The organism is Pseudomonas sp. TH37, assembly GCF_016650735.1.
GTDB lineage: Bacteria > Pseudomonadota > Gammaproteobacteria > Pseudomonadales > Pseudomonadaceae > Aquipseudomonas > Aquipseudomonas farris.
In genome coordinates, this window is record NZ_JAEKFD010000016.1 from 1 (window position 1) to 19,010 (window position 19,010).

A 19,010-nucleotide genomic window follows, 5' to 3' on the forward strand; every position below is an offset into this window, starting at 1 on the left:
GGCCAGATCCGGTGGCAGGAAGTCCTTGTCCGGGTTGTAGTCGGCTTTGAGGTAACGCGTCAGATCCTGCAAATCCCCCGGGTTCAACGTGCCGGCAGCCTGCTTCAAGCGCAGGTTGTCGAGGATATAGTCGTAGCGGGTGTTGTTGTAGTTGCGCACCGAGGTGTACAGCTGGCGCTGGGCATCGAGTACGTCAACGATGTTGCGCGTCCCCACCTGATAACCGATTTCGGTCGCTTCCACCGCGCTCTGGTTGGAGATGATCGACTGCCGACGGGCCTGCACCTGCTCGACGTCGGTGTTCACGGCACGGTGCAGGTTGCGGGTGTTTTCCACGACCTGACGACGCAGGGCTTCGCGTTGCTGCTCGGACTGAGTCAGCCGTGAATAGGACTCACGCACTTGCGAGCTGGTCAGGCCGCCACTGTAGAGCGGAATGTTCAATTGCAGGCCAACCGTGCGCTGCTCGACATCGCCGCCGTAACGCACGCCGTTCGGGTTCGGGTTGGTAAAGCCGAGGGCATCGTTGTCACCTTTCTGGTATTGCGCGACCGCATCCAGGGTGGGCGCATGCCCGGCCTTGCGCTGCTTGAGAGTCTCCTCGGCGGCGCTTACCGCGTAGTTGCTGGCCAGCAAATTCAGGTTCTGCTTGGCGGCGGTGTCGACCCAGGCTTTGGCATCGTTCGGTGCCGGCGGCAGGATCGGTAAGGTGTGGACGATGCCCTGGATCGAGTTGTACTGGCGGTTGGTCAGAGTGATCAGCGCTTCGAACGCGTCATCCACCTGACGCTGAGCGAGAATCCGGTTGGCCCGCGCCGTGTCGTAACTGGCTTGGGATTGCAGCACGTCGGTCTTGTCCGACAGACCGACGTCGAAGCGCTCGTTGGACTGGTCGAGTTGACGCTTGAATGCTGCTTCTTCGGCCTTGGTCGAAGCCAGGGTGTCCTGGCTGCGCAGTACATTGAAGTAGCTTTCGGCACTTTGCAGAATCAGGTTCTGTTCGGTGGCCGAGAGTTGCAAGGCGGCCTGTTCGTTGACGTCCTTGGCGGCCTGCAACTGGAACCAGCGGTCGGCGCGGAAAATCGGTTGCGCGAGAGTCGCCTGATACACCGTGCCACTGCGGGTCGAGGTCACCGATGGCTGATCGAGTGAGGTGCGGGTGTTGTTCAGGTCGGCACCGGCGGACAGGTTGGGCAACAGCCCGGCGCGGGCCTGGGGCACGACTTCCTTTTGGGCGCCGTATTGGGCGCGGGCGGCGGCGAGGTCGGCGTTGTTGTCCACCGCTTCCTGATAGACGCTGACCAGGTCTGTCTTGGTCGATAAGGGCGCTTCAGCTGCCCAGGCCATTCCATTGGACGCACAAGACACGGCAAGGGCCAGTGAGAGTTTGCGCAGCATGAGGCTATCCCTAAAAAATTACGCTGATAATTTGAGCGCCAAGGCTACGGCGCGGCGCCCTGCAGCGTCAAGGCGCGGCACGGCGTAGCGAGTGTAGTTGCACGCAGGCGCGGCAACAATCCGGTAATTGCGCCATTCATCATGGTGTTTGCTGCGGAGTTGGCGTTCTTTGCCGGTTGTGTCTAGACTGGCCGGGTTCTTGTCGGGGTGCCTTGCTATGAGGCTGAGATCGAATAATTTCGGATCCCGTTGAACCTGATCAGGTTAGCGCCTGCGTAGGGAACAAGATTTCTCGTCACCCGGCGAGTCCTCTTGTGCTTCGTCCGGGATGTTGTTCGACAATCGAACACCCCTCGAGCACCGAGCACAGCACCAGCTGGTTTTCCAGCGCCCGTGCGTCCATTCGTTTACAGGTTCGCTCCGACAAAAATCCACTGCCTGGATGTGTGTCTGGAGAGCCCGTGATGACTACAAAATCAAAAATCGAAACCAATCTGAGTGACTCGGCCAAGGTCGATCAGCAATCGGTTCAGCCGTTTACCCGCTCGCAAAAAATTTATGTTCAGGGCACTCGCCCGGACATTCTCGTGCCGATGCGCGAAATCAGCCTGGACGTGACCCCGACCGACTTCGGCGGCGAAATCAACGCGCCGGTGGTGGTGTATGACACCTCGGGCCCGTACACCGACCCCAACGTCATCATCGACGTGCGCAAAGGCCTCGCCGATGTGCGTTCACCGTGGATCGAGTCCCGTGGCGACACCGAGCGTCTGCCCGGCCTGAGCTCCAATTTCGGCCAGGAACGCCTCGCCGATGCCGAGCTGACCAAACTGCGTTTCGCCCACGTGAACAACCCGCGCCGCGCCAAGGCCGGGGCCAACGTCAGCCAGATGCACTATGCGCGCAAAGGCATCATCACCGCCGAGATGGAATACGTCGCCATCCGCGAAAACATGAAGCTCGAAGTGGCCCGTGCCGCGGGCTTGCTGGACCAGCAGCACGCCGGCTACAGCTTCGGCGCCAGCGTGCCGAAAATCATCACGCCGGAATTTGTCCGTGAAGAGATCGCCCGCGGTCGCGCGATCATTCCGGCCAACATCAACCACACCGAACTGGAACCGATGATCATCGGTCGTAACTTCCTGGTGAAGATCAACGGCAACATCGGCAACAGCGCCTTGGGTTCGTCCATCGAAGAAGAAGTGGCGAAACTGACCTGGGGCATTCGCTGGGGGTCGGACACGGTCATGGACTTGTCCACCGGCAAGCACATTCACGAAACCCGCGAATGGATCATCCGTAACTCGCCGGTGCCGATTGGTACCGTGCCGATCTACCAGGCCCTGGAAAAAGTCGGCGGCGCCGCTGAAGACCTGACCTGGGAGCTGTTCCGCGACACGCTGATCGAGCAGGCCGAGCAGGGCGTCGACTACTTCACCATCCACGCCGGCGTGCTGCTGCGCTACGTGCCGCTGACCGCCAAACGCGTGACCGGTATTGTTTCCCGTGGCGGTTCGATCATGGCCAAGTGGTGCCTGGCGCATCACAAGGAAAACTTCCTCTACACGCATTTCGAAGACATCTGCGAAATCATGAAGGCCTACGACGTCAGCTTCTCGCTGGGCGATGGCCTGCGTCCGGGCTCGATTGCCGACGCCAACGACGCCGCACAATTCGGTGAGCTGGAAACCCTCGGCGAGCTGACCAAGATCGCCTGGAAGCACGACGTGCAGTGCATGATCGAAGGCCCGGGCCACGTGCCGATGCAGTTGATCAAAGAGAACATGGACAAGCAGCTCGAGTGCTGCGACGAGGCGCCGTTCTACACCCTCGGCCCGCTGACCACCGACATCGCCCCAGGTTACGACCACATCACCTCCGGTATCGGTGCGGCGATGATCGGCTGGTTCGGTTGCGCGATGCTTTGCTACGTGACGCCGAAGGAACACTTGGGCCTGCCGAACAAGGATGACGTGAAGACCGGGATCATCACCTACAAGATCGCCGCTCACGCTGCCGACCTTGCGAAGGGGCATCCGGGCGCGCAAATTCGTGATAATGCCTTGAGCAAGGCGCGTTTCGAATTCCGTTGGGAAGACCAGTTCAACCTGGGCCTGGACCCGGACACCGCGCGCTCGTACCACGACGAAACCTTGCCTAAGGATTCGGCCAAGGTCGCGCATTTCTGCTCCATGTGCGGGCCGAAATTCTGCTCGATGAAGATCACCCAGGAAGTCCGTGAATACGCGGCCAACCAGCGGATTGAAACTGTCGATGCGGAAGTTGCGCAAGGTCTGGCAGAACAGGCTGAGCGGTTCAAGCAGGAAGGTAGTCAGTTGTACAAGAAGGTTTGATTCAGCACTGATAACCCTGTGGCGAGGGGGCTTGCCCCCGTTCGGCCGCGAAGCGGTCGTAAATCCGGCGATGAGTTCTGACAGATAGAACTCGGTTGTCTGTTTTGGGGCTGCTGCGCAGCCCAACGGGGGCAAGCCCCCTCGCCACAAGGGATTGGGCTGGTCAACGCAACAACAAATGTCCCTCTGAGATAACACCCCTTGAGCATTCAACCCAGCACTTATTCCCCGGATTGCGCGGTGCCGATCGACAAGCGTGTCTTCGGCGGCCGTGATCTGTGTTCCCTGTGGTTCTCCCTCGGCATCGGCCTGATGGTTCTGCAGACCGGCGCGCTGCTCGCACCAGGTCTGGGCCTGTCCGGCTCGTTGCTGGCGATTTTTCTTGGCACGCTGGTCGGCGTTCTGTTGCTGGCCGCCGTCGGCGTGATCGGCAGCGACACCGGTCTGTCGTCGATGGCCGCGCTCAAACTCAGCTTGGGCCGTCATGGCGCCAGCCTTCCGGCGGTGTTGAACCTGCTGCAACTGATCGGTTGGGGCTCGTTCGAAATCATCGTGATGCGCGACGCCGCCAGCCTGCTCGGCGCCCGTGCCTTCAGCGAAGGTAGCCTGTGGTCGAGTCCTCTGCTGTGGACGCTGTTCTTCGGTGCATTGGCAACTCTGCTCGCCGTCAGCGGCCCATTGACCTTTGTGCGCAAAATCCTGCGCAAGTGGGGCATCTGGCTGCTGCTGGCCGCGTGCATCTGGCTGACCTGGAACCTGTTCGCCAAAGCCGATCTGGCGGCGTTGTGGGCGCAGGCCGGTGATGGTTCGATGCCGTTTGCCGTGGGCTTCGACATCGCGATTGCCATGCCGTTGTCCTGGCTGCCGCTGATTGCCGACTACTCGCGGTTCGGCAAGCGCGCGAAGAATGTTTTCGGCGGTACGGCGCTGGGCTTCTTTATCGGTAACTTCTGGCTGATGAGTCTGGGCGTGGCCTACACCCTGGCATTCGCGCCGAGCGGTGAAGTGAATGCCTTGCTGCTGGCGTTGGCCGGTGCAGGTTTGGGGATTCCATTGCTGCTGATTCTGTTGGACGAGTCGGAAAATGCCTTTGCCGATATTCACTCGGCGGCGGTATCCAGCGGGATTCTGTTGCGCTTGAAAGTCGAGCATCTGGCCTTGGCCATCGGCGTGATCTGCACGCTGATCGCCTGCCTGGCGCCATTGGCCCAGTATCAGAACTTCCTGCTGTTGATTGGCTCGGTGTTTGCGCCGCTGTTCGGCGTGGTGCTGGTGGATCACTTCATCCTGCGCAAGCGCAGCGCTCACGTAGCGTCAGCCGCATTGCGCTGGCCGGCATTGCTCGCCTGGTTGGGCGGGGTGAGCACCTATCATTTGCTGGCCAATCTCTATCCGGACATCGGCGCAACCCTGCCGTCGCTGGTACTGGCAGGGCTGCTGCAACTGCTGCTCGGTCGAGCCCTCAGCTACGGCCGGGAAACAGCTCGGGTTTGAAAATACCGTTCAGGCGCGGGTAGGGGATCTTCAGTTCGACGTGGCCCAATGCGTAAGGCGCGATGGTGCTCACTTCGTACTTGAGGATCACCCCGCCGTAGGTCAGCGCCACGTTCTGGGTTTTCACGAAGGGCCAGCTCTTCACGAACTCCGGTTCCTGATCGAGTTTGGTGCTGATCAGCCAGCTGTTGTGCGCCACTTGGGCCGCTTTCCAGAACGCCTCTTCCTGCCCCGGGATCAACATGTCCGAGAGGGTCAGTACTTTATGCTGCTGACGTGAATAGTTGATGAAGCCGCGGCCCGGCGTGCCATGGGCACCGCCGGTGTCCAGGTAGCTGGATAATTCAACGATCACCAAGCCGTCATGCTGCTCACGTACCTTGGCTTGCAGGTAGCTGCTGTAGCGCGGGCCGGCACTGCTCAAAAACTGCTCGCGATATGCCGCCAGCGTCGGCGCTACGGGGGCTTCGGGTGAGGTGCGGGTCATTTGCAACAGGCGTTTTTCGATGATGGCGTCAAGCGCAGGCTCATCCGGGAAACGCAGCGTATCGATGTTCACCAACGGGCAGTCAGGGGTCGTGCAGCCTGGTTTCAACTGTTCCGATGCGTCGCGGGTAGTTTCCAGCGGCGCTCGATAGTTGGGCTGGAACAAACTCTGGCAGGCGCCCAGGGTCAGGGCGATTGCGGCCACGGAGGCGATTTTAAAAAGCGACATGGGCGTCCTTCATAAAACAGGGAAAGGCGAAAAGTTACCCGCTTCGACTCTTAACGAAGCAGTCAGTTCGCCACTAAGCTAATTAGAGTTGGTTTCGCCCTCACCGTCTATCCCGCTGACTGGAAAGGGGCTGCATCAAACATCGCGGGCGCGTTAGGATGGCGCGAAGTCGAGGTTGCAAGTAACGAGTTGCAAGTAAAAAAAAGGAACCTCATAACGGATTTGCAGTAAACGAGGATTGTCATGACTGATTTTGCCAACGCCATTCCGACCGCCGTTGATATCGTTCGGCGCGAAAAGTGCTACGAGGGTTTCTATACGCTCGACCGCGTGCACTTGCGCCACGAATTGTTCGCGGGTGGCATGAGTCGCGAGATCAATCGTGAACTGTTCGTGCGCCACGATGCGGTGTGCGTGCTGCCTTACGATCCGCAACGCGACGAAGTGGTGCTGATCGAGCAGTTTCGCGTTGGCGCCATGGGCAAGACTGACAACCCATGGCTGATCGAACTGGTCGCCGGTCTGATCGACAAGGATGAAGTGCCGGAAGAAGTTGCTCACCGCGAAGCGCAGGAGGAAGCTGGGCTTGTATTCGGGGCACTCTGGCCGATAACCAAATATTTTCCATCGCCGGGTGGCAGTAACGAATTTGTGCATTTGTATCTGGGGCGTTGCGACAGTACCGGGGTTGGCGGCCTGCATGGGCTGGAGGAAGAGGCAGAAGATATTCGTGTCACGGTCTGGGCGTTCGAAGATGCCCTGCAAGCCGTACGCGACGGACGTATTGCCAACGCGCCAAGCATCATTGCCTTGCAATGGCTGGCTTTGAATCGCGTTGAAGTGAGGGGGTTATGGTCGTAAACAAGCTGCGCGATCGCTATCGGATCGACCTCGTCGGGCTACAAGCCTCCTGCGAGGCCAACTACGCGCGCCTGATGCGACTGTTGCCGGATATGCGTAGCGAGCCGCAGGCGCGGCGCATTGCCGTGACACACGGCGACCAGATGCTTGGCGTGCTGGCCCTGGAAGTGTTGCAAGTCTGTCCGTACACCACGACGCTGCAAGTACGCCAGGAACACAGCCTGCCGTGGCTGCCGGTTCCTCAACTGGAAGTTCAGGTCTATCACGACGCGTGCATGGCCGAAGTGGTCAGCGCCGAACATGCACGACGCTTCCGGGGCATCTATCCTTACCCGAACGCCGCGATGCATCAGCCGGACGAAAAGGCTCAGCTCAATCTGTTCCTGGGGGAATGGCTGAGTCATTGCCTGGCTTGCGGGCACGAGTACGCCGTTGTGCGCTAAGAGCCCTGTGTAGTTGTGAACTGCGTCCGGTTCACAGATTTCCTCTTTTGATCGTCCCCCAGCATAATTGCGGCACTTACCCATCCCGTGATCACGCCCTGGGAGAACGCCTTGCCGAGCGTATCCACATTGACCACCGCCGATCCGGCGTTGCTGGTGCAACTCTCCGACAGCCATCTGTTTGCCGAGGCGGACGGGACGTTGCTGGGCATGAATACCCGCGACAGCCTGCAAAATGTCATTGAGCTGGTAAAGCTTCAGCAGCCGCAGATCGACTTGATCATTGCCAGTGGCGATCTTTCACAAGACGGGACGCTGGAGTCGTATCAGCTGTTTCGTGACCTGACCCGACAGATTGATGCGCCGGCACGCTGGATTCCCGGTAATCACGACGAGCCGCAGATTATGGCCGAGGCGGCAGTGCAGAGTGCCCTGCTGGAACCGGTGGTGGACATCGGCAACTGGCGGGTTACGTTGCTCGATTCGGCGGTGCCGGGGTCGGTGCCGGGGTATTTGCAGGATGAGCAGTTGCAATTGCTGGCCCGCTCATTGAGTGAGGCACCGCAGCGGCATCATTTGGTGTGTTTCCATCATCATCCGGTGTCGATCGGGTGTGCGTGGATGGAGCCCATTGGATTGCGCAATCCAGAAGCGTTGTTCGCGGTGCTGGATCGGTTTCCACAGGTGCGTGCGGTGTTGTGGGGGCATGTGCATCAGGAAATTGACCAGGAGCGCAATGGTGTACGCCTGATCGCATCGCCCTCGACCTGTATTCAGTTCGAACCGGGCAGTGATGATTTCAAGGTGAACGAGCAGGCGCCGGGGTATCGATGGTTGCGGCTTTTGCCGGATGGTCGGCTGGAAACAGGTGTTGAGCGCATCACCGGTTTCGATTTCCAGATTGATTACGGCTCCAACGGCTACTGATTTATTTGTCATTTCCAAAGACCGAGGCGCGGTCATCGCGGGCAAGCCCGCTCCCACAGGGATTTGTGAGCGCCTAAGATCCTTGTGGGAGCGGACTTGCCCGCGATGGCGTCCGCCAAGGCAACCTGATTTCCACGCATATCCCCGATTTTCCCGACACCCTGTAAACTGCGCCTCTTTACCCGACGCACAGGGGGCTCAAATGTCTGGTTCGATCCTTTATATCCACGGTTTCAACAGCGCGCCGGCGTCGAAAAAGGCCTGCCAGTTGATCAATGTGATGGAACGGCTGGGCTTGATCGATCAATTGCGTGTGCCGGCCTTGCATCACCATCCTCGCGAGGCCATCGGTCAGCTGGAGCTGGCGATTGCCGAGCTGGGGCGGCCACTGCTGGTCGGCAGCTCCCTCGGCGGCTACTATGCGACTCACTTGGCCGAGCGCCATGGCTTGAAAGCCCTGTTGATCAACCCTGCTGTCAGCCCACACCGGATGTTCGACGGGTTCTTGGGGACGCAGAAAAACCTGTACACCGATGAGACTTGGGAATTGACCCACGACCACGTAACGGCACTGGCCGAGCTGGAAGTGCCGGCACCCCAGGATCCGCAGCGGTTTCAAGTGTGGTTGCAGACCGGCGATGAAACGCTGGATTATCGCCTCGCCCAGCAGTATTACCGGGCGTGTGCCTTGCGTATCCAGGCGGGCGGCGACCATAGTTTCCAGGGTTTTGCCGAGCAACTGCCGGCAATGCTGAGTTTTGCCGGCATCGGCGCAGATTTGTATCAGGCGATTGATTTCACTGCACTGTGATTTGTCGCCTCTTTTTCACAGAACACTTTTTACAGGCGGACGACGAGACCCCATGGCCACTCCCAGCGCTAGCTCTTATAACGCAGACGCCATCGAAGTCCTCTCGGGCCTCGACCCGGTGCGCAAACGCCCCGGCATGTACACCGACACCAGTCGGCCGAACCACCTCGCCCAGGAAGTCATCGACAACAGCGTCGACGAAGCCTTGGCCGGGCATGCGACATCGGTGCAGGTCATCCTGCACGCCGATCACTCTTTGGAAGTCAGCGATGACGGCCGTGGCATGCCGGTGGACATTCACCCGGAAGAGGGTGTGTCGGGCGTCGAGCTGATCCTCACCAAGCTTCATGCGGGCGGCAAGTTTTCCAACAAGAACTACCAGTTCTCCGGCGGTTTGCACGGGGTGGGTATTTCCGTGGTCAACGCCTTGTCGACCGAAGTCCGGGTGCGTGTAAAGCGCGACGGCAACGAATACCAGATGACTTTCGCTGACGGTTACAAAAAGACCGAGCTGGAAGTGATTGGCACCGTTGGCAAGCGCAACACCGGCACCAGCGTGTTCTTCGCGCCGGACCCGAAGTACTTCGATTCGCCGAAATTCTCCATCAGCCGCCTCAAGCACGTGCTCAAGGCCAAGGCCGTTCTGTGCCCGGGGCTGCTGGTCAGTTTTGAAGACAAGGCCACCGGCGAGAAAGTCGAATGGCATTACGAAGACGGCCTGCGCTCCTACCTGGTGGACGCGGTCAGCGAGTTCGAACGCCTGCCGGACGAACCGTTCTGCGGCAGCCTGGCCGGTAATAAAGAAGCGGTCGATTGGGCGTTGCTGTGGTTGCCCGAGGGCGGCGACAGCGTTCAGGAAAGCTACGTCAACCTGATCCCGACGGCCCAGGGCGGTACTCACGTCAACGGTTTGCGTCAGGGCTTGCTCGATGCGATGCGCGAGTTCTGCGAGTTCCGCAGCCTGTTGCCGCGTGGCGTGAAGCTGGCGCCGGAAGACGTCTGGGAACGCATTGCGTTCGTCCTGTCGATGAAAATGCAGGAACCGCAATTCTCCGGTCAGACCAAGGAACGCCTGTCATCCCGTGAAGCGGCCGCTTTCGTTTCCGGTGTGGTCAAGGACGCTTTCAGCCTGTGGCTCAACGCTCACCCGGAAACCGGCATGCTGCTGGCGGAACTGGCGATCAACAACGCCGGCCGTCGTCTGAAGGCCAGCAAGAAGGTTGAGCGTAAGCGCATTACCCAAGGGCCGGCGTTGCCGGGCAAACTCGCCGACTGCGCCGGGCAGGACCCGATGCGTTCCGAGCTGTTCCTGGTGGAAGGTGATTCCGCCGGCGGTTCGGCCAAGCAGGCGCGGGACAAAGAGTTTCAGGCGATCCTGCCATTGCGCGGCAAGATTCTGAACACCTGGGAAGTCGACGGCAGCGAAGTGCTGGCCAGCCAGGAAGTGCACAACATCGCCGTGGCCATCGGTGTCGATCCGGGCTCGGCGGACATCGCCCAGCTGCGTTACGGCAAGATCTGCATCCTCGCCGACGCCGACTCCGACGGTCTGCACATCGCCACATTGCTCTGCGCCTTGTTCGTCCAGCATTTCCGCCCGCTGGTGGATGCCGGTCACGTCTACGTCGCCATGCCGCCGCTGTACCGTATCGACCTGGGCAAAGAAATTTACTATGCCCTGGACGAGGCTGAGCGCGATGGCATTCTCGATCGTCTGGTAGCCGAGAAGAAACGCGGCAAGCCACAGGTCACCCGATTCAAAGGCCTGGGTGAAATGAACCCGCCGCAGCTGCGCGAAACCACCATGGACCCGAACACACGGCGTCTGGTGCAGTTGACGCTGGAAGATTTCGACGCGACCTCGGAAATGATGGACATGCTGCTGGCGAAAAAACGCGCTGGCGATCGCAAGTCCTGGCTGGAGTCCAAGGGCAACCTGGCCGAGGTTCTGGGCTGATGCGATTTGGCTGGGCCCTGGCGTGTGCGTTGCTGCTGACCTCGGTAACGGTTTCGGCGGAGCCTGCACCCGAGCTGCGCCTGTTATCCGAGCATGCCGTCGACGGCATGCGCGGCGGCAATCTGTCGGGGCTGGCCCAGTGCGGCAGGGATCTGTGGACCGTTTCGGATCGTGACGATGATCAAATCTATCGCCTCGACACCCGCAACAACACCTGGCAAGCCGAAACCGTGCGCATTGACGTACCCCTGGTGCCCGACAGCGGTTTGCCCTGGGGCTTGCGTTCGCGGACCTGGGCGGCGTCGTTCGTGCGGGGTGGGAACCTGGATTTCGAAGGTATTACCTGCGACAGCGCCGGCAATCGTTACATCGTCAGCGAAGCGCACGCCGCGGTGCTGCAAGTTCCGCCAATCGGGCCCGCGTCCTGGCTGAAAATCTCGCCGATGCTGGTACGCGAAGCACGGGCCAGCGGTATGTTGCTGCACTTCAATTCGTTGTTCGAAGGCCTGGCGATCAATCCGGCCGGTGACACGCTGTGGCTGGCCGCCGAACGTGAGCGCCGCGGTTTGCTGCTGATCAAGCGCCAGCAAACGGTCTGGGACTGCAAGGGTGGTTGTGTGCTGCTGAGTGAGGCAGGGGTGGAAATGCAGCCAGCACAATTTCCCAAGGCCAGAGCGCGCTCCCGGGATTTTGCCGATCTGTCATTGTTTGACGGCAAATTGTTTACCCTTGAGCGCAACGCCTTTCGGGTTTGCCGCCGCGATGCGGTGACGGCCAAGGTCGAGCGCTGCTGGTCGTTTGCCGCCGAGGCCTTGCAGGAAAACCGTCGTTATTCACAGCCCTTTGGGCTGGCGGAAGCGTTGATCGTGGACGCCGACGGTGCCTGGATCGGTATCGACAACAATAATGGTGCGCGCGTCGACGGCGAGAAACGCCCGATTGTCTGGCGCTTTGCCGCGCCTGAAGGTGGCTGGAGTGCCAAGCCATGAGTCGACAACCGCCGGGCAAACGCGCCGGTCGGGTGTTGATGGTCTTGGCCTGGTGCGCCGCGCTGTTTCTGGCAACGCGCTTTTTCGCTCAGTGGGAGGCGCGTCAGCAAAATCCCAACACCGTCGTCAGCTCCGAGCAGGGCGAAGGTTTTATCGAAGTGAAGCTGATCAGCAACAGCCAGGGGCATTTTATCGCCACTGGTCAGATCAACGGCCATCCGGTGGACTTCATGCTCGATACCGGCGCGACCGACGTGGCGATCCCGGCCGAAGTGGCCGAGCGGCTGAAACTGGAAAAAGGCTTTGGGGTGACCCTGAGCACAGCCAATGGCTTGAGCGAGGGCTATCGAACCCGCCTCGACCGGCTGCAATTGGGCGACATTGTGCTGCGTGACGTTCGCGCACTGGTGGCGCCCGGTTTGCACGGTAATCAGGTGCTGCTCGGTATGAGCGCACTGAACAAACTTGAATTTACCCAGCGCGGTGGCACCATGCTGCTGCGCCAGACAACGAACTGATGAGGCCCGCATGAGCGACTCCCTTGATCTCAGCCTGGACGGTGTAGAACGCCGGTCACTGGCTGACTTCACCGAAAATGCCTACCTCAACTACTCCATGTACGTGATCATGGACCGTGCCTTGCCGCATATCGGCGACGGCCTGAAACCGGTACAGCGGCGCATCATCTATGCGATGAGCGAGTTGGGGCTGGACGCCGATTCCAAGCACAAGAAATCGGCGCGTACCGTCGGTGACGTGCTCGGTAAGTTCCACCCGCACGGCGACTCGGCGTGCTACGAAGCCATGGTTCTGATGGCCCAGCCGTTCAGCTACCGCTACACGCTGGTCGACGGCCAGGGTAACTGGGGTGCGCCGGACGATCCGAAGTCCTTCGCCGCCATGCGTTACACCGAAGCGCGGCTGTCGCGTTATTCCGAAGTGCTGCTCAGCGAACTGGGCCAGGGCACCGCGGACTGGGGCCCGAACTTCGACGGCACGCTGGAAGAGCCTTTGGTATTGCCGGCCCGTTTGCCGAACATTCTGCTCAACGGCACCACCGGTATCGCCGTGGGCATGGCCACCGACGTACCGCCGCATAACCTGCGCGAAGTCGCGACCGCTTGCGTGCGCTTGCTGGACGAGCCGAAAGCCACGGTCGAACAGCTCTGCGAACACATCCAGGGCCCGGATTACCCGACCGAAGCGGAAATCATCACGCCGCGCGCCGACCTGCTGAAAATCTACGAAACCGGCAAGGGCTCGGTGCGCATGCGCGCCGTGTACCACATTGAAGACGGTGACATCATCGTCACCGCGCTGCCGCACCAGGTGTCCGGTGCCAAGGTGCTGGAACAGATAGCGGCCATGATGCAGGCCAAACCGTCGAAAGCCCCGCAGATCGCTGACCTGCGAGACGAGTCCGACCACGAAAACCCGTGCCGGATCGTGATTATTCCGGGTGCACGCAAAAACTTTGACCACGACGCGCTGATGCAACACTTGTTCGCTAGCACAGAGCTGGAGTCGAGCTACCGGGTCAACATTAACATCATCGGTCTGGATGGCAAGCCGCAGTTGAAAAACCTGCGGGCCTTGCTGGTCGAGTGGCTGGAGTTCCGGGTGCAGACCGTGCGTCGTCGTCTGCAATTCCGCCTGGACAAGGTTGAGCGTCGCCTGCACCTGTTGGACGGTTTGTTGATTGCTTACCTCAATCTGGATGAAGTGATTCACATCATCCGCACCGAGGAACATCCGAAAGCCGCACTGATCGAGCGTTTCGCCCTGAGCGAAATCCAGGCCGATTACATCCTCGACACCCGTTTGCGTCAGTTGGCGCGACTGGAAGAAATGAAGCTGCGCGCCGAGCAGGATGAACTGCTCAAAGAACAAGCCAAGCTGCAAGCCCTGCTGGGCAGCGAAGCCAAGCTGAAAAAGCTGGTGCGCACCGAGCTGATCAAGGACGCCGAAACGTATGGCGACGACCGTCGTTCGCCAATCGTCGAGCGTGCAGAAGCCAAGGCCTTGACCGAGCATGATCTGCTGCCGAACGAGAAAGTGACCGTAGTTCTGTCGGAAAAAGGCTGGGTTCGCTCTGCCAAGGGGCACGAAATCGACGCCACCGGGCTTTCCTACAAGGCCGGGGATGGTTTCAAGGCCTTGGCGCCCGGTCGCTCCAACCAGTTTGCAGTGTTTATCGACTCCACTGGTCGCAGCTATTCGGTGGCTGCACACACGCTGCCCTCGGCCCGAGGCCAGGGCGAACCGCTGACCGGCCGCCTGACGCCGCCGCCAGGGGCGAGTTTCGAATGCGTGCTGATGCCTGAAGACGATTCGCTGTACGTGATCGCCTCCGACGCTGGTTATGGTTTCGTGGTCAAGGGTGAAGACCTGCAAGCCAAGAACAAGGCGGGCAAGGCTCTGTTGAGTCTGCCGAACAACGCCAAAGTGATTCTGCCGCGTCCGGTAGCCGATCGTGAGCATAACTGGCTGGCCTCGGTGACCACCGAAGGTCGCTTATTAATTTTCAAAATCAGCGATCTGCCACAATTAGGTAAAGGTAAAGGTAATAAGATCATCGGGATTTCCGGTGAACGTGTTGCCAGTCGCGAAGAATATGTCACGGACATTGCTGTTTTGCCGGAGGGTGCCACTTTGGTGCTACAGGCCGGAAAACGTACCTTGTCGCTGAAGGCGGACGACCTCGAACACTACAAAGGTGAGCGTGGGCGTCGCGGTAACAAACTGCCACGTGGCTTTCAGAGGGTTGATGCGCTGTTCGTCGAAAACCTCAATTAAGCGTCCTAGAGCGCTCGATCTACGATTTAACGCGTAGATCGACGCTTTGCCGCTGGAGTCGGAACGCATATTCACGGATGATATGGCCTTTCAAGCGCCGGCGTAGCCGAGCGTTCTTCATATTTTTTGAGTATTTTCACTGTGGTTAGCCTTGTGGCAGCCACCTGGATGGGACGATGACTGCTCTGCGCCTTCCTTTTATTTTGATGCTCGCCGGCGTTCTTGGCCTGGCGGGTTGCAGCGTTCACCAACCGGTGTCGCTGTATCAGCTGGACAGCGGAAGTCCGGCTCAGCCTGCGCAAAGCGCGGGCATGGCGGTATTGCTTGGCCCGGTAACGGTTGCCGACTACCTGCAACGCGAAACCTTGTTGCAGCGTCAGCCCGATGGCAGCCTGCAAGCTTCGGTTGATGGTCGTTGGGCGGGTAGCCTGTCGTCCGACATCGATCAGTTGTTGCTGCGTCAGGTTGCCGGTCATCTGGACAGCCAGCGCGTTGTCCTGGCACCGGCAACACTGGGCTTCACGCCGGATGTTCAGGTTCTGCTGACGATCACGCGTCTGGACTCGGGTGCGTCGCAACCGGCGATCCTTGATGCGCAATGGCGCCTGATCGACCGTCGTGGTCAGGTGCGCGATAACCGCATCATTCATCTGCAGGAGCAGCACGCTGGCGGGACTGCGGCTCAGGTTCAGGCTCAGGGTGTGTTGCTGCAGCGTCTGGCCGAGCAGCTGTCGACGGCGCTCAAGCCGCTGGCCAACCAGCCGCCGATCGCTGAAGCGCCACGCAAGCAGGCTGCCAAGCCTGTGGCACCGGCAGCAGAGCCGGAGAAGCAACCGAAAATCCCGATGGCTTCGCCGATTCGCACGGATATGGAAGTGTTCAGGTTCTAAGCCTGGATGGATTCGAAACGAGGCCCGCGTAGATGCGGGCCTTGTTGTTTCTGCAGGTTGGAGATCTGCGGTGCTGCTGCCGGCCTCATCGCGGGCAAGCCCGCTCCCACAGGGATTTCTGTCGTACACAGGTTTTGTATTCGCAGAGGTCAATGTGGGAGCGGGCTTGCCCGCGATGGGGCCGGGACAGGCAACAAAAAGCCCAGATCAAAAGATCGCAGCCTTCGGCAGCTCCTACAAGGACCGTGTAGGCCGCGGCCTTGCAGGTGCATGCGAACTTTGTAGGAGCTGCCGAAGGCTGCGATCTTTTCAGACGGTCACCAAAAAGCCCGCAGGCGATCACTCATCTGCGGGCTTCTTTACAGCGGGGGCTAGCGTTTACGCCCGGCGTTCGTGCATCCGCGCCAGTTGCCGCTCCAGCATCGACGGATAGGGCTCCATCAAGCGCTCTACGCAGCACGCACCTTCAGGGCTTGCGATCGGCCGGATCCGGGCACGCTGGCGAATCAGCGCGTCGTCACTGATCTTGCGCTCAACCAGCAGCAGGTTGCGGCTGTGTTGCGACAGGGCCAGTGCATCCTGAGCTGTTTCAGTCAGCAGCAGATCAATCTGGCTCAAGCCGAACAGTTCGTCACCCAGCGTCAGACCCAGTTGCAGTTGCAGGGTGATGCCGCTGTCGGCGACTTCGATCTGCAACTGATGACCCAGGGCACGCAGCAACTCACCGCAGCAGATGGCGTTGGTCAGGTAGTCGTCGCCACTGTCTTCGTTGTGGAACAGCATCAGCGTGCTGCCATCGTTCAGGGTGTGCAGTTCGCTCTGGTAAAGCGACGCGGCCTGATCGAGGCAATCGCGGTAGCGTTTCAGCAGCTCTTCCAGACGTGCGCGGGGCAGGCGGCGCAATTGATCTTGCGCACCCAGTTGCACGGCCAGTACCGCGCTGTGCTGCGGCAGGTTCGATACCTTCGGCTTTACGACTGGTTTCGGCGCGCTATCTGCCGAATCATCACGCAGATCGGCAAACGGATCTTCGTCGTCCTCATCGTCTTCGACGGTGCTGACAGTGCGCCGCGGCGCAGGCTTGAGGCCGGCGACAGGCTTGGTTTCGTCAAAACTCGGATCGCGCAGGTTACGCACTTCGAAGCTCGGCTCGTTATCGTCGGCCTCTTCGTAATCGCTGTCGTCGTATTCAGGCTCCGGCGCGGGTTCCGGCTCGGCCGGCTCCGGTGCGAAATTGGCGTGCAGCTGACGGGCGAGGTCGCCGACCTCATCCTGGCGCTCGGTGGCCGGGGTGTATTCGTCGATATTGCGTAGCCACACCCGCAATTGCATCAGCGGTGTGGAGATATTGCGTCCCAGGCGCAGGCTCAAGGCCAGGGACAGCGCCAGCAGAATCGCACTCAGAATGCCCATGCTTTGCAGGCTGATGGTCATCGGCTGCTGGAACTGATCCATGTCCAGGCTGATGCGCAGTTGCCCGGCGGTCACGTCCTGAAAAGTGATCTTGCTCTGGTACATGCCCTCGGCTTCGCCCAAGAGGCTATGCTTGGGGCGCTGACCGGCTTCGGCGAGGATGCGGTTATCCACGCTATAAATGGCGGCGTGAGCCACCAGTTTGTTCTTGGTCAGGTTGTTGAGCAGCACGTTCAGGCTGAGGATGTCATTGGACACCAACAGTTCCGTGGCCGAGGTCGCGGTCTGGGTGGTCAGGCTTTCGCCCAGGGCATCCGCCTGCTCGTGCATGGCCTGCTTGAACTGCAAACCCATCACGCAGGCATAGATCACCAGGGCCAGAGCGACCAGGATCACGTTATGGCTGGCAATGCGCAATGCGATCGGTACACGGCGATGACGCAGTGCCCGGAAGATCAGCAGAAAGAAGTTATCGGTTTTTACTGGCGTGGGCCGGTTCACTTGAGCTCGGCTCTTTGTCCGTGAAGTTGACGCGCAGTATAGCGACAGGCCCTAGGCCGTCAAAGCGCTCGCGGTGCCCGATGGTCACTGAAAATGGGTAGAATGCGGTTTTTTTCCACCTGCGGGGGTGCGCCTTGCGCGAAATCGTCCTGATAAACATCACGGGAGTCGACCGTCCGGGTCTGACTGCGGCCATTACCGGCGTTCTGGCCCAGGGTGGTGTGAACATTCTCGACATCGGTCAGGCGGTGATCCACGACACCCTGTCGTTTGGCATCCTGGTTGAAATTCCCGATACCGAACAAGGTAACTCGGTGCTCAAGGACATCCTGTTCAAAGGCTATGAGCTTGAGCAACAGGTGCGTTTCACGCCGGTGTCCGAAGAGGATTACCAGCTGTGGGTCGGCAATCAGGGCAAGAAACGCCACATCGTCACCCTGCTGACCCGCAAAGTAACCGCCGAGCAATTGCAGCGTGTGAGTTCGATCACCGCCAAATATGGTTTGAATATCGACCATATCGATCGCCTGTCCGGGCGCATGCCTCTGGACACCCCGGCTGACAAGGGCAAGGGCTGCATCGAGTTTTCCGTGCGCGGCGAGGCGGCGGATCCGCAAGCGCTGCGGGCCGAATTCCTCAGCGTCGCTCAAGAATTGAACGTCGACATCGCCTTCCAGGAAGATTCGCTGTTCCGCCGTAACCGCCGTTTGGCGGTGTTCGACATGGACTCGACACTGATCGAAGCCGAAGTCATCGACGAACTGGCCAAGGCTGCTGGTGTGGGCGACCAGGTTTCTGCAATTACCGAGCGGGCGATGGCCGGCGAGCTGGACTTCCGCGCCAGCTTCAAGGAGCGCCTGGCCTTGCTGCAAGGTCTGGACGTCAGCGTGCTGGACTCCATCGGCGCCTCGCTGCGCCTGACCGAAGGCGCCGAAACCCTGTTCGCCGAACTCAAGCGTCTGGGCTACAAGACAGCGATTCTGTCGGGCGGCTTCACCTACTTCGCCAAGCAACTGCAGGCCAAGCTGGGCATCGACTACGTGTTCGCCAACGAACTGGCTGTGGTCGATGGCAAAGTTACTGGCGTGGCGGTCGAGCCGATTGTCGATGCGCAACGCAAGGCGGATCTGCTGCGTGAGCTGGCGCATAAGGAAGGCTTGCGTCTGGAGCAGACGATTGCCGTCGGTGACGGTGCCAACGACCTGCCGATGCTGGCGATTGCCGGGCTGGGTGTGGCGTTCCGTGCCAAGCCGTTGGTCAAGCAATCGGCGAAGCAGGCAATTTCCACCCTTGGGCTGGATGGCGTGCTGTATCTGCTGGGCTTCCGGGATCGCGACGGGCAGCTCTGAGTTTCAGGTTGTCTGGGCGGGCCTCTTCGCGGGCAAGCCCGCTCCCACAAGGATAGCGGAGACCCTGTGGGAGCGGGCTTGCCCGCGATTGGGCGCGCCGCGGTTTCGTGGA

General features: G+C 60.1%; 15 protein-coding genes and 1 riboswitch. Of the genes, 12 read left to right on the plus strand and 3 right to left on the minus strand.

Going from position 1 to position 19,010, the window contains the following annotated elements:
- Positions 1-1,398 (minus strand): TolC family outer membrane protein (locus tag JFU11_RS27235; RefSeq protein ID WP_201062688.1); only part of this gene is annotated, 1,398 nt, incomplete at its 3' end.
- Positions 1,399-1,591: 193 nt separating this feature from the next.
- Positions 1,592-1,697: riboswitch (TPP riboswitch) on the plus strand.
- A gap of 165 nt (positions 1,698-1,862) precedes the next feature.
- On the opposite strand from JFU11_RS27235, the gene thiC reads away from it, so the two are divergent.
- Both thiC and cytX read left to right on the plus strand, forming a co-directional pair.
- On the plus strand, positions 1,863-3,752 hold the full coding sequence (thiC, locus tag JFU11_RS27240; RefSeq protein WP_123721515.1) for a phosphomethylpyrimidine synthase ThiC: 1,890 nt from the start codon (positions 1,863-1,865) through the stop codon (positions 3,750-3,752).
- Between the two features lie 201 nt (positions 3,753-3,953).
- Positions 3,954-5,246, plus strand: a complete 1,293-nt coding sequence (cytX, locus tag JFU11_RS27245; protein WP_201062693.1) for a putative hydroxymethylpyrimidine transporter CytX — start codon at positions 3,954-3,956, stop codon at positions 5,244-5,246.
- Here the strand turns inward: cytX and JFU11_RS27250 are convergent.
- Complete coding sequence (locus JFU11_RS27250; protein WP_201062694.1) at positions 5,215-5,961, minus strand: RsiV family protein; 747 nt, start codon at positions 5,959-5,961, stop codon at positions 5,215-5,217. The two genes, cytX and JFU11_RS27250, sit on opposite strands and share 32 nt — an antisense overlap.
- A gap of 243 nt (positions 5,962-6,204) precedes the next feature.
- Here JFU11_RS27250 and JFU11_RS27255 point away from each other — a divergent pair, with 243 nt between their 5' ends.
- From JFU11_RS27255 to JFU11_RS27295, 9 genes are all read left to right on the plus strand, one after another.
- Positions 6,205-6,822 carry an NUDIX domain-containing protein gene (locus tag JFU11_RS27255; protein ID WP_123721512.1) on the plus strand — a complete coding sequence of 206 codons (618 nt, stop codon included), beginning with the start codon at positions 6,205-6,207 and terminating at the stop codon, positions 6,820-6,822.
- Positions 6,813-7,265 (plus strand): DUF1249 domain-containing protein, encoded by a 453-nt coding sequence (locus JFU11_RS27260; RefSeq protein ID WP_007902592.1) that lies wholly within the window; start codon positions 6,813-6,815, stop codon positions 7,263-7,265. Before JFU11_RS27255 ends, JFU11_RS27260 begins: the two co-directional genes overlap by 10 nt.
- Positions 7,266-7,376: 111 nt before the next feature.
- The gene (cpdA, locus tag JFU11_RS27265) at positions 7,377-8,192 is read left to right on the plus strand and encodes a 3',5'-cyclic-AMP phosphodiesterase (RefSeq protein ID WP_201062696.1); all 816 of its coding nucleotides are present in this window, start codon (positions 7,377-7,379) and stop codon (positions 8,190-8,192) included.
- A gap of 202 nt (positions 8,193-8,394) precedes the next feature.
- Positions 8,395-9,003: a YqiA/YcfP family alpha/beta fold hydrolase gene (locus JFU11_RS27270; protein WP_201062698.1), complete on the plus strand. Its 609-nt coding sequence runs from the start codon at positions 8,395-8,397 to the stop codon at positions 9,001-9,003.
- Between the two features lie 52 nt (positions 9,004-9,055).
- Entirely contained in the window at positions 9,056-10,960 is a 1,905-nt protein-coding gene (gene parE, locus JFU11_RS27275) for a DNA topoisomerase IV subunit B (RefSeq protein ID WP_007902595.1), read from the plus strand.
- A complete protein-coding gene (locus tag JFU11_RS27280; RefSeq protein ID WP_123721509.1) occupies positions 10,960-11,949 on the plus strand; it encodes an esterase-like activity of phytase family protein in 990 nt (329 codons plus the stop codon). The genes parE and JFU11_RS27280 overlap by 1 nt, the downstream gene beginning before the upstream one ends.
- Positions 11,946-12,467 (plus strand): TIGR02281 family clan AA aspartic protease, encoded by a 522-nt coding sequence (locus JFU11_RS27285; protein WP_201062700.1) that lies wholly within the window; start codon positions 11,946-11,948, stop codon positions 12,465-12,467. Before JFU11_RS27280 ends, JFU11_RS27285 begins: the two co-directional genes overlap by 4 nt.
- A 10-nt stretch (positions 12,468-12,477) precedes the next feature.
- A complete protein-coding gene (parC, locus tag JFU11_RS27290; RefSeq protein WP_008074670.1) occupies positions 12,478-14,745 on the plus strand; it encodes a DNA topoisomerase IV subunit A in 2,268 nt (755 codons plus the stop codon).
- Between the two features lie 176 nt (positions 14,746-14,921).
- A complete protein-coding gene (locus JFU11_RS27295) occupies positions 14,922-15,635 on the plus strand; it encodes an ABC-type transport auxiliary lipoprotein family protein (protein ID WP_123721507.1) in 714 nt (237 codons plus the stop codon).
- 378 nt (positions 15,636-16,013) lie between these two features.
- Here JFU11_RS27295 and JFU11_RS27300 read toward each other — a convergent pair whose 3' ends face one another.
- Entirely contained in the window at positions 16,014-17,549 is a 1,536-nt protein-coding gene (locus JFU11_RS27300; RefSeq protein ID WP_052965970.1) for an AhpA/YtjB family protein, read from the minus strand.
- Positions 17,550-17,683: 134 nt separating this feature from the next.
- Here JFU11_RS27300 and serB point away from each other — a divergent pair, with 134 nt between their 5' ends.
- Positions 17,684-18,898: a phosphoserine phosphatase SerB gene (gene serB, locus JFU11_RS27305; RefSeq protein ID WP_052965968.1), complete on the plus strand. Its 1,215-nt coding sequence runs from the start codon at positions 17,684-17,686 to the stop codon at positions 18,896-18,898.
- Positions 18,899-19,010: the final 112 nt, after the last annotated feature.

Bases quoted from the DNA above. Each gene is read 5' to 3' on its own strand.
- thiC (WP_123721515.1), top strand. From the start codon at position 1,863: ATGACTACAAAATCAAAAATCGAAACCAATCTGAGTGACTCGGCCAAG.
- JFU11_RS27250 (WP_201062694.1), bottom strand. From the start codon at position 5,961: ATGTCGCTTTTTAAAATCGCCTCCGTGGCCGCAATCGCCCTGACCCTG.
- JFU11_RS27255 (WP_123721512.1), top strand. From the start codon at position 6,205: ATGACTGATTTTGCCAACGCCATTCCGACCGCCGTTGATATCGTTCGG.
- JFU11_RS27260 (WP_007902592.1), top strand. From the start codon at position 6,813: ATGGTCGTAAACAAGCTGCGCGATCGCTATCGGATCGACCTCGTCGGG.
- JFU11_RS27270 (WP_201062698.1), top strand. From the start codon at position 8,395: ATGTCTGGTTCGATCCTTTATATCCACGGTTTCAACAGCGCGCCGGCG.
- parE (WP_007902595.1), top strand. From the start codon at position 9,056: ATGGCCACTCCCAGCGCTAGCTCTTATAACGCAGACGCCATCGAAGTC.
- JFU11_RS27280 (WP_123721509.1), top strand. From the start codon at position 10,960: ATGCGATTTGGCTGGGCCCTGGCGTGTGCGTTGCTGCTGACCTCGGTA.
- JFU11_RS27285 (WP_201062700.1), top strand. From the start codon at position 11,946: ATGAGTCGACAACCGCCGGGCAAACGCGCCGGTCGGGTGTTGATGGTC.
- parC (WP_008074670.1), top strand. From the start codon at position 12,478: ATGAGCGACTCCCTTGATCTCAGCCTGGACGGTGTAGAACGCCGGTCA.
- JFU11_RS27295 (WP_123721507.1), top strand. From the start codon at position 14,922: ATGACTGCTCTGCGCCTTCCTTTTATTTTGATGCTCGCCGGCGTTCTT.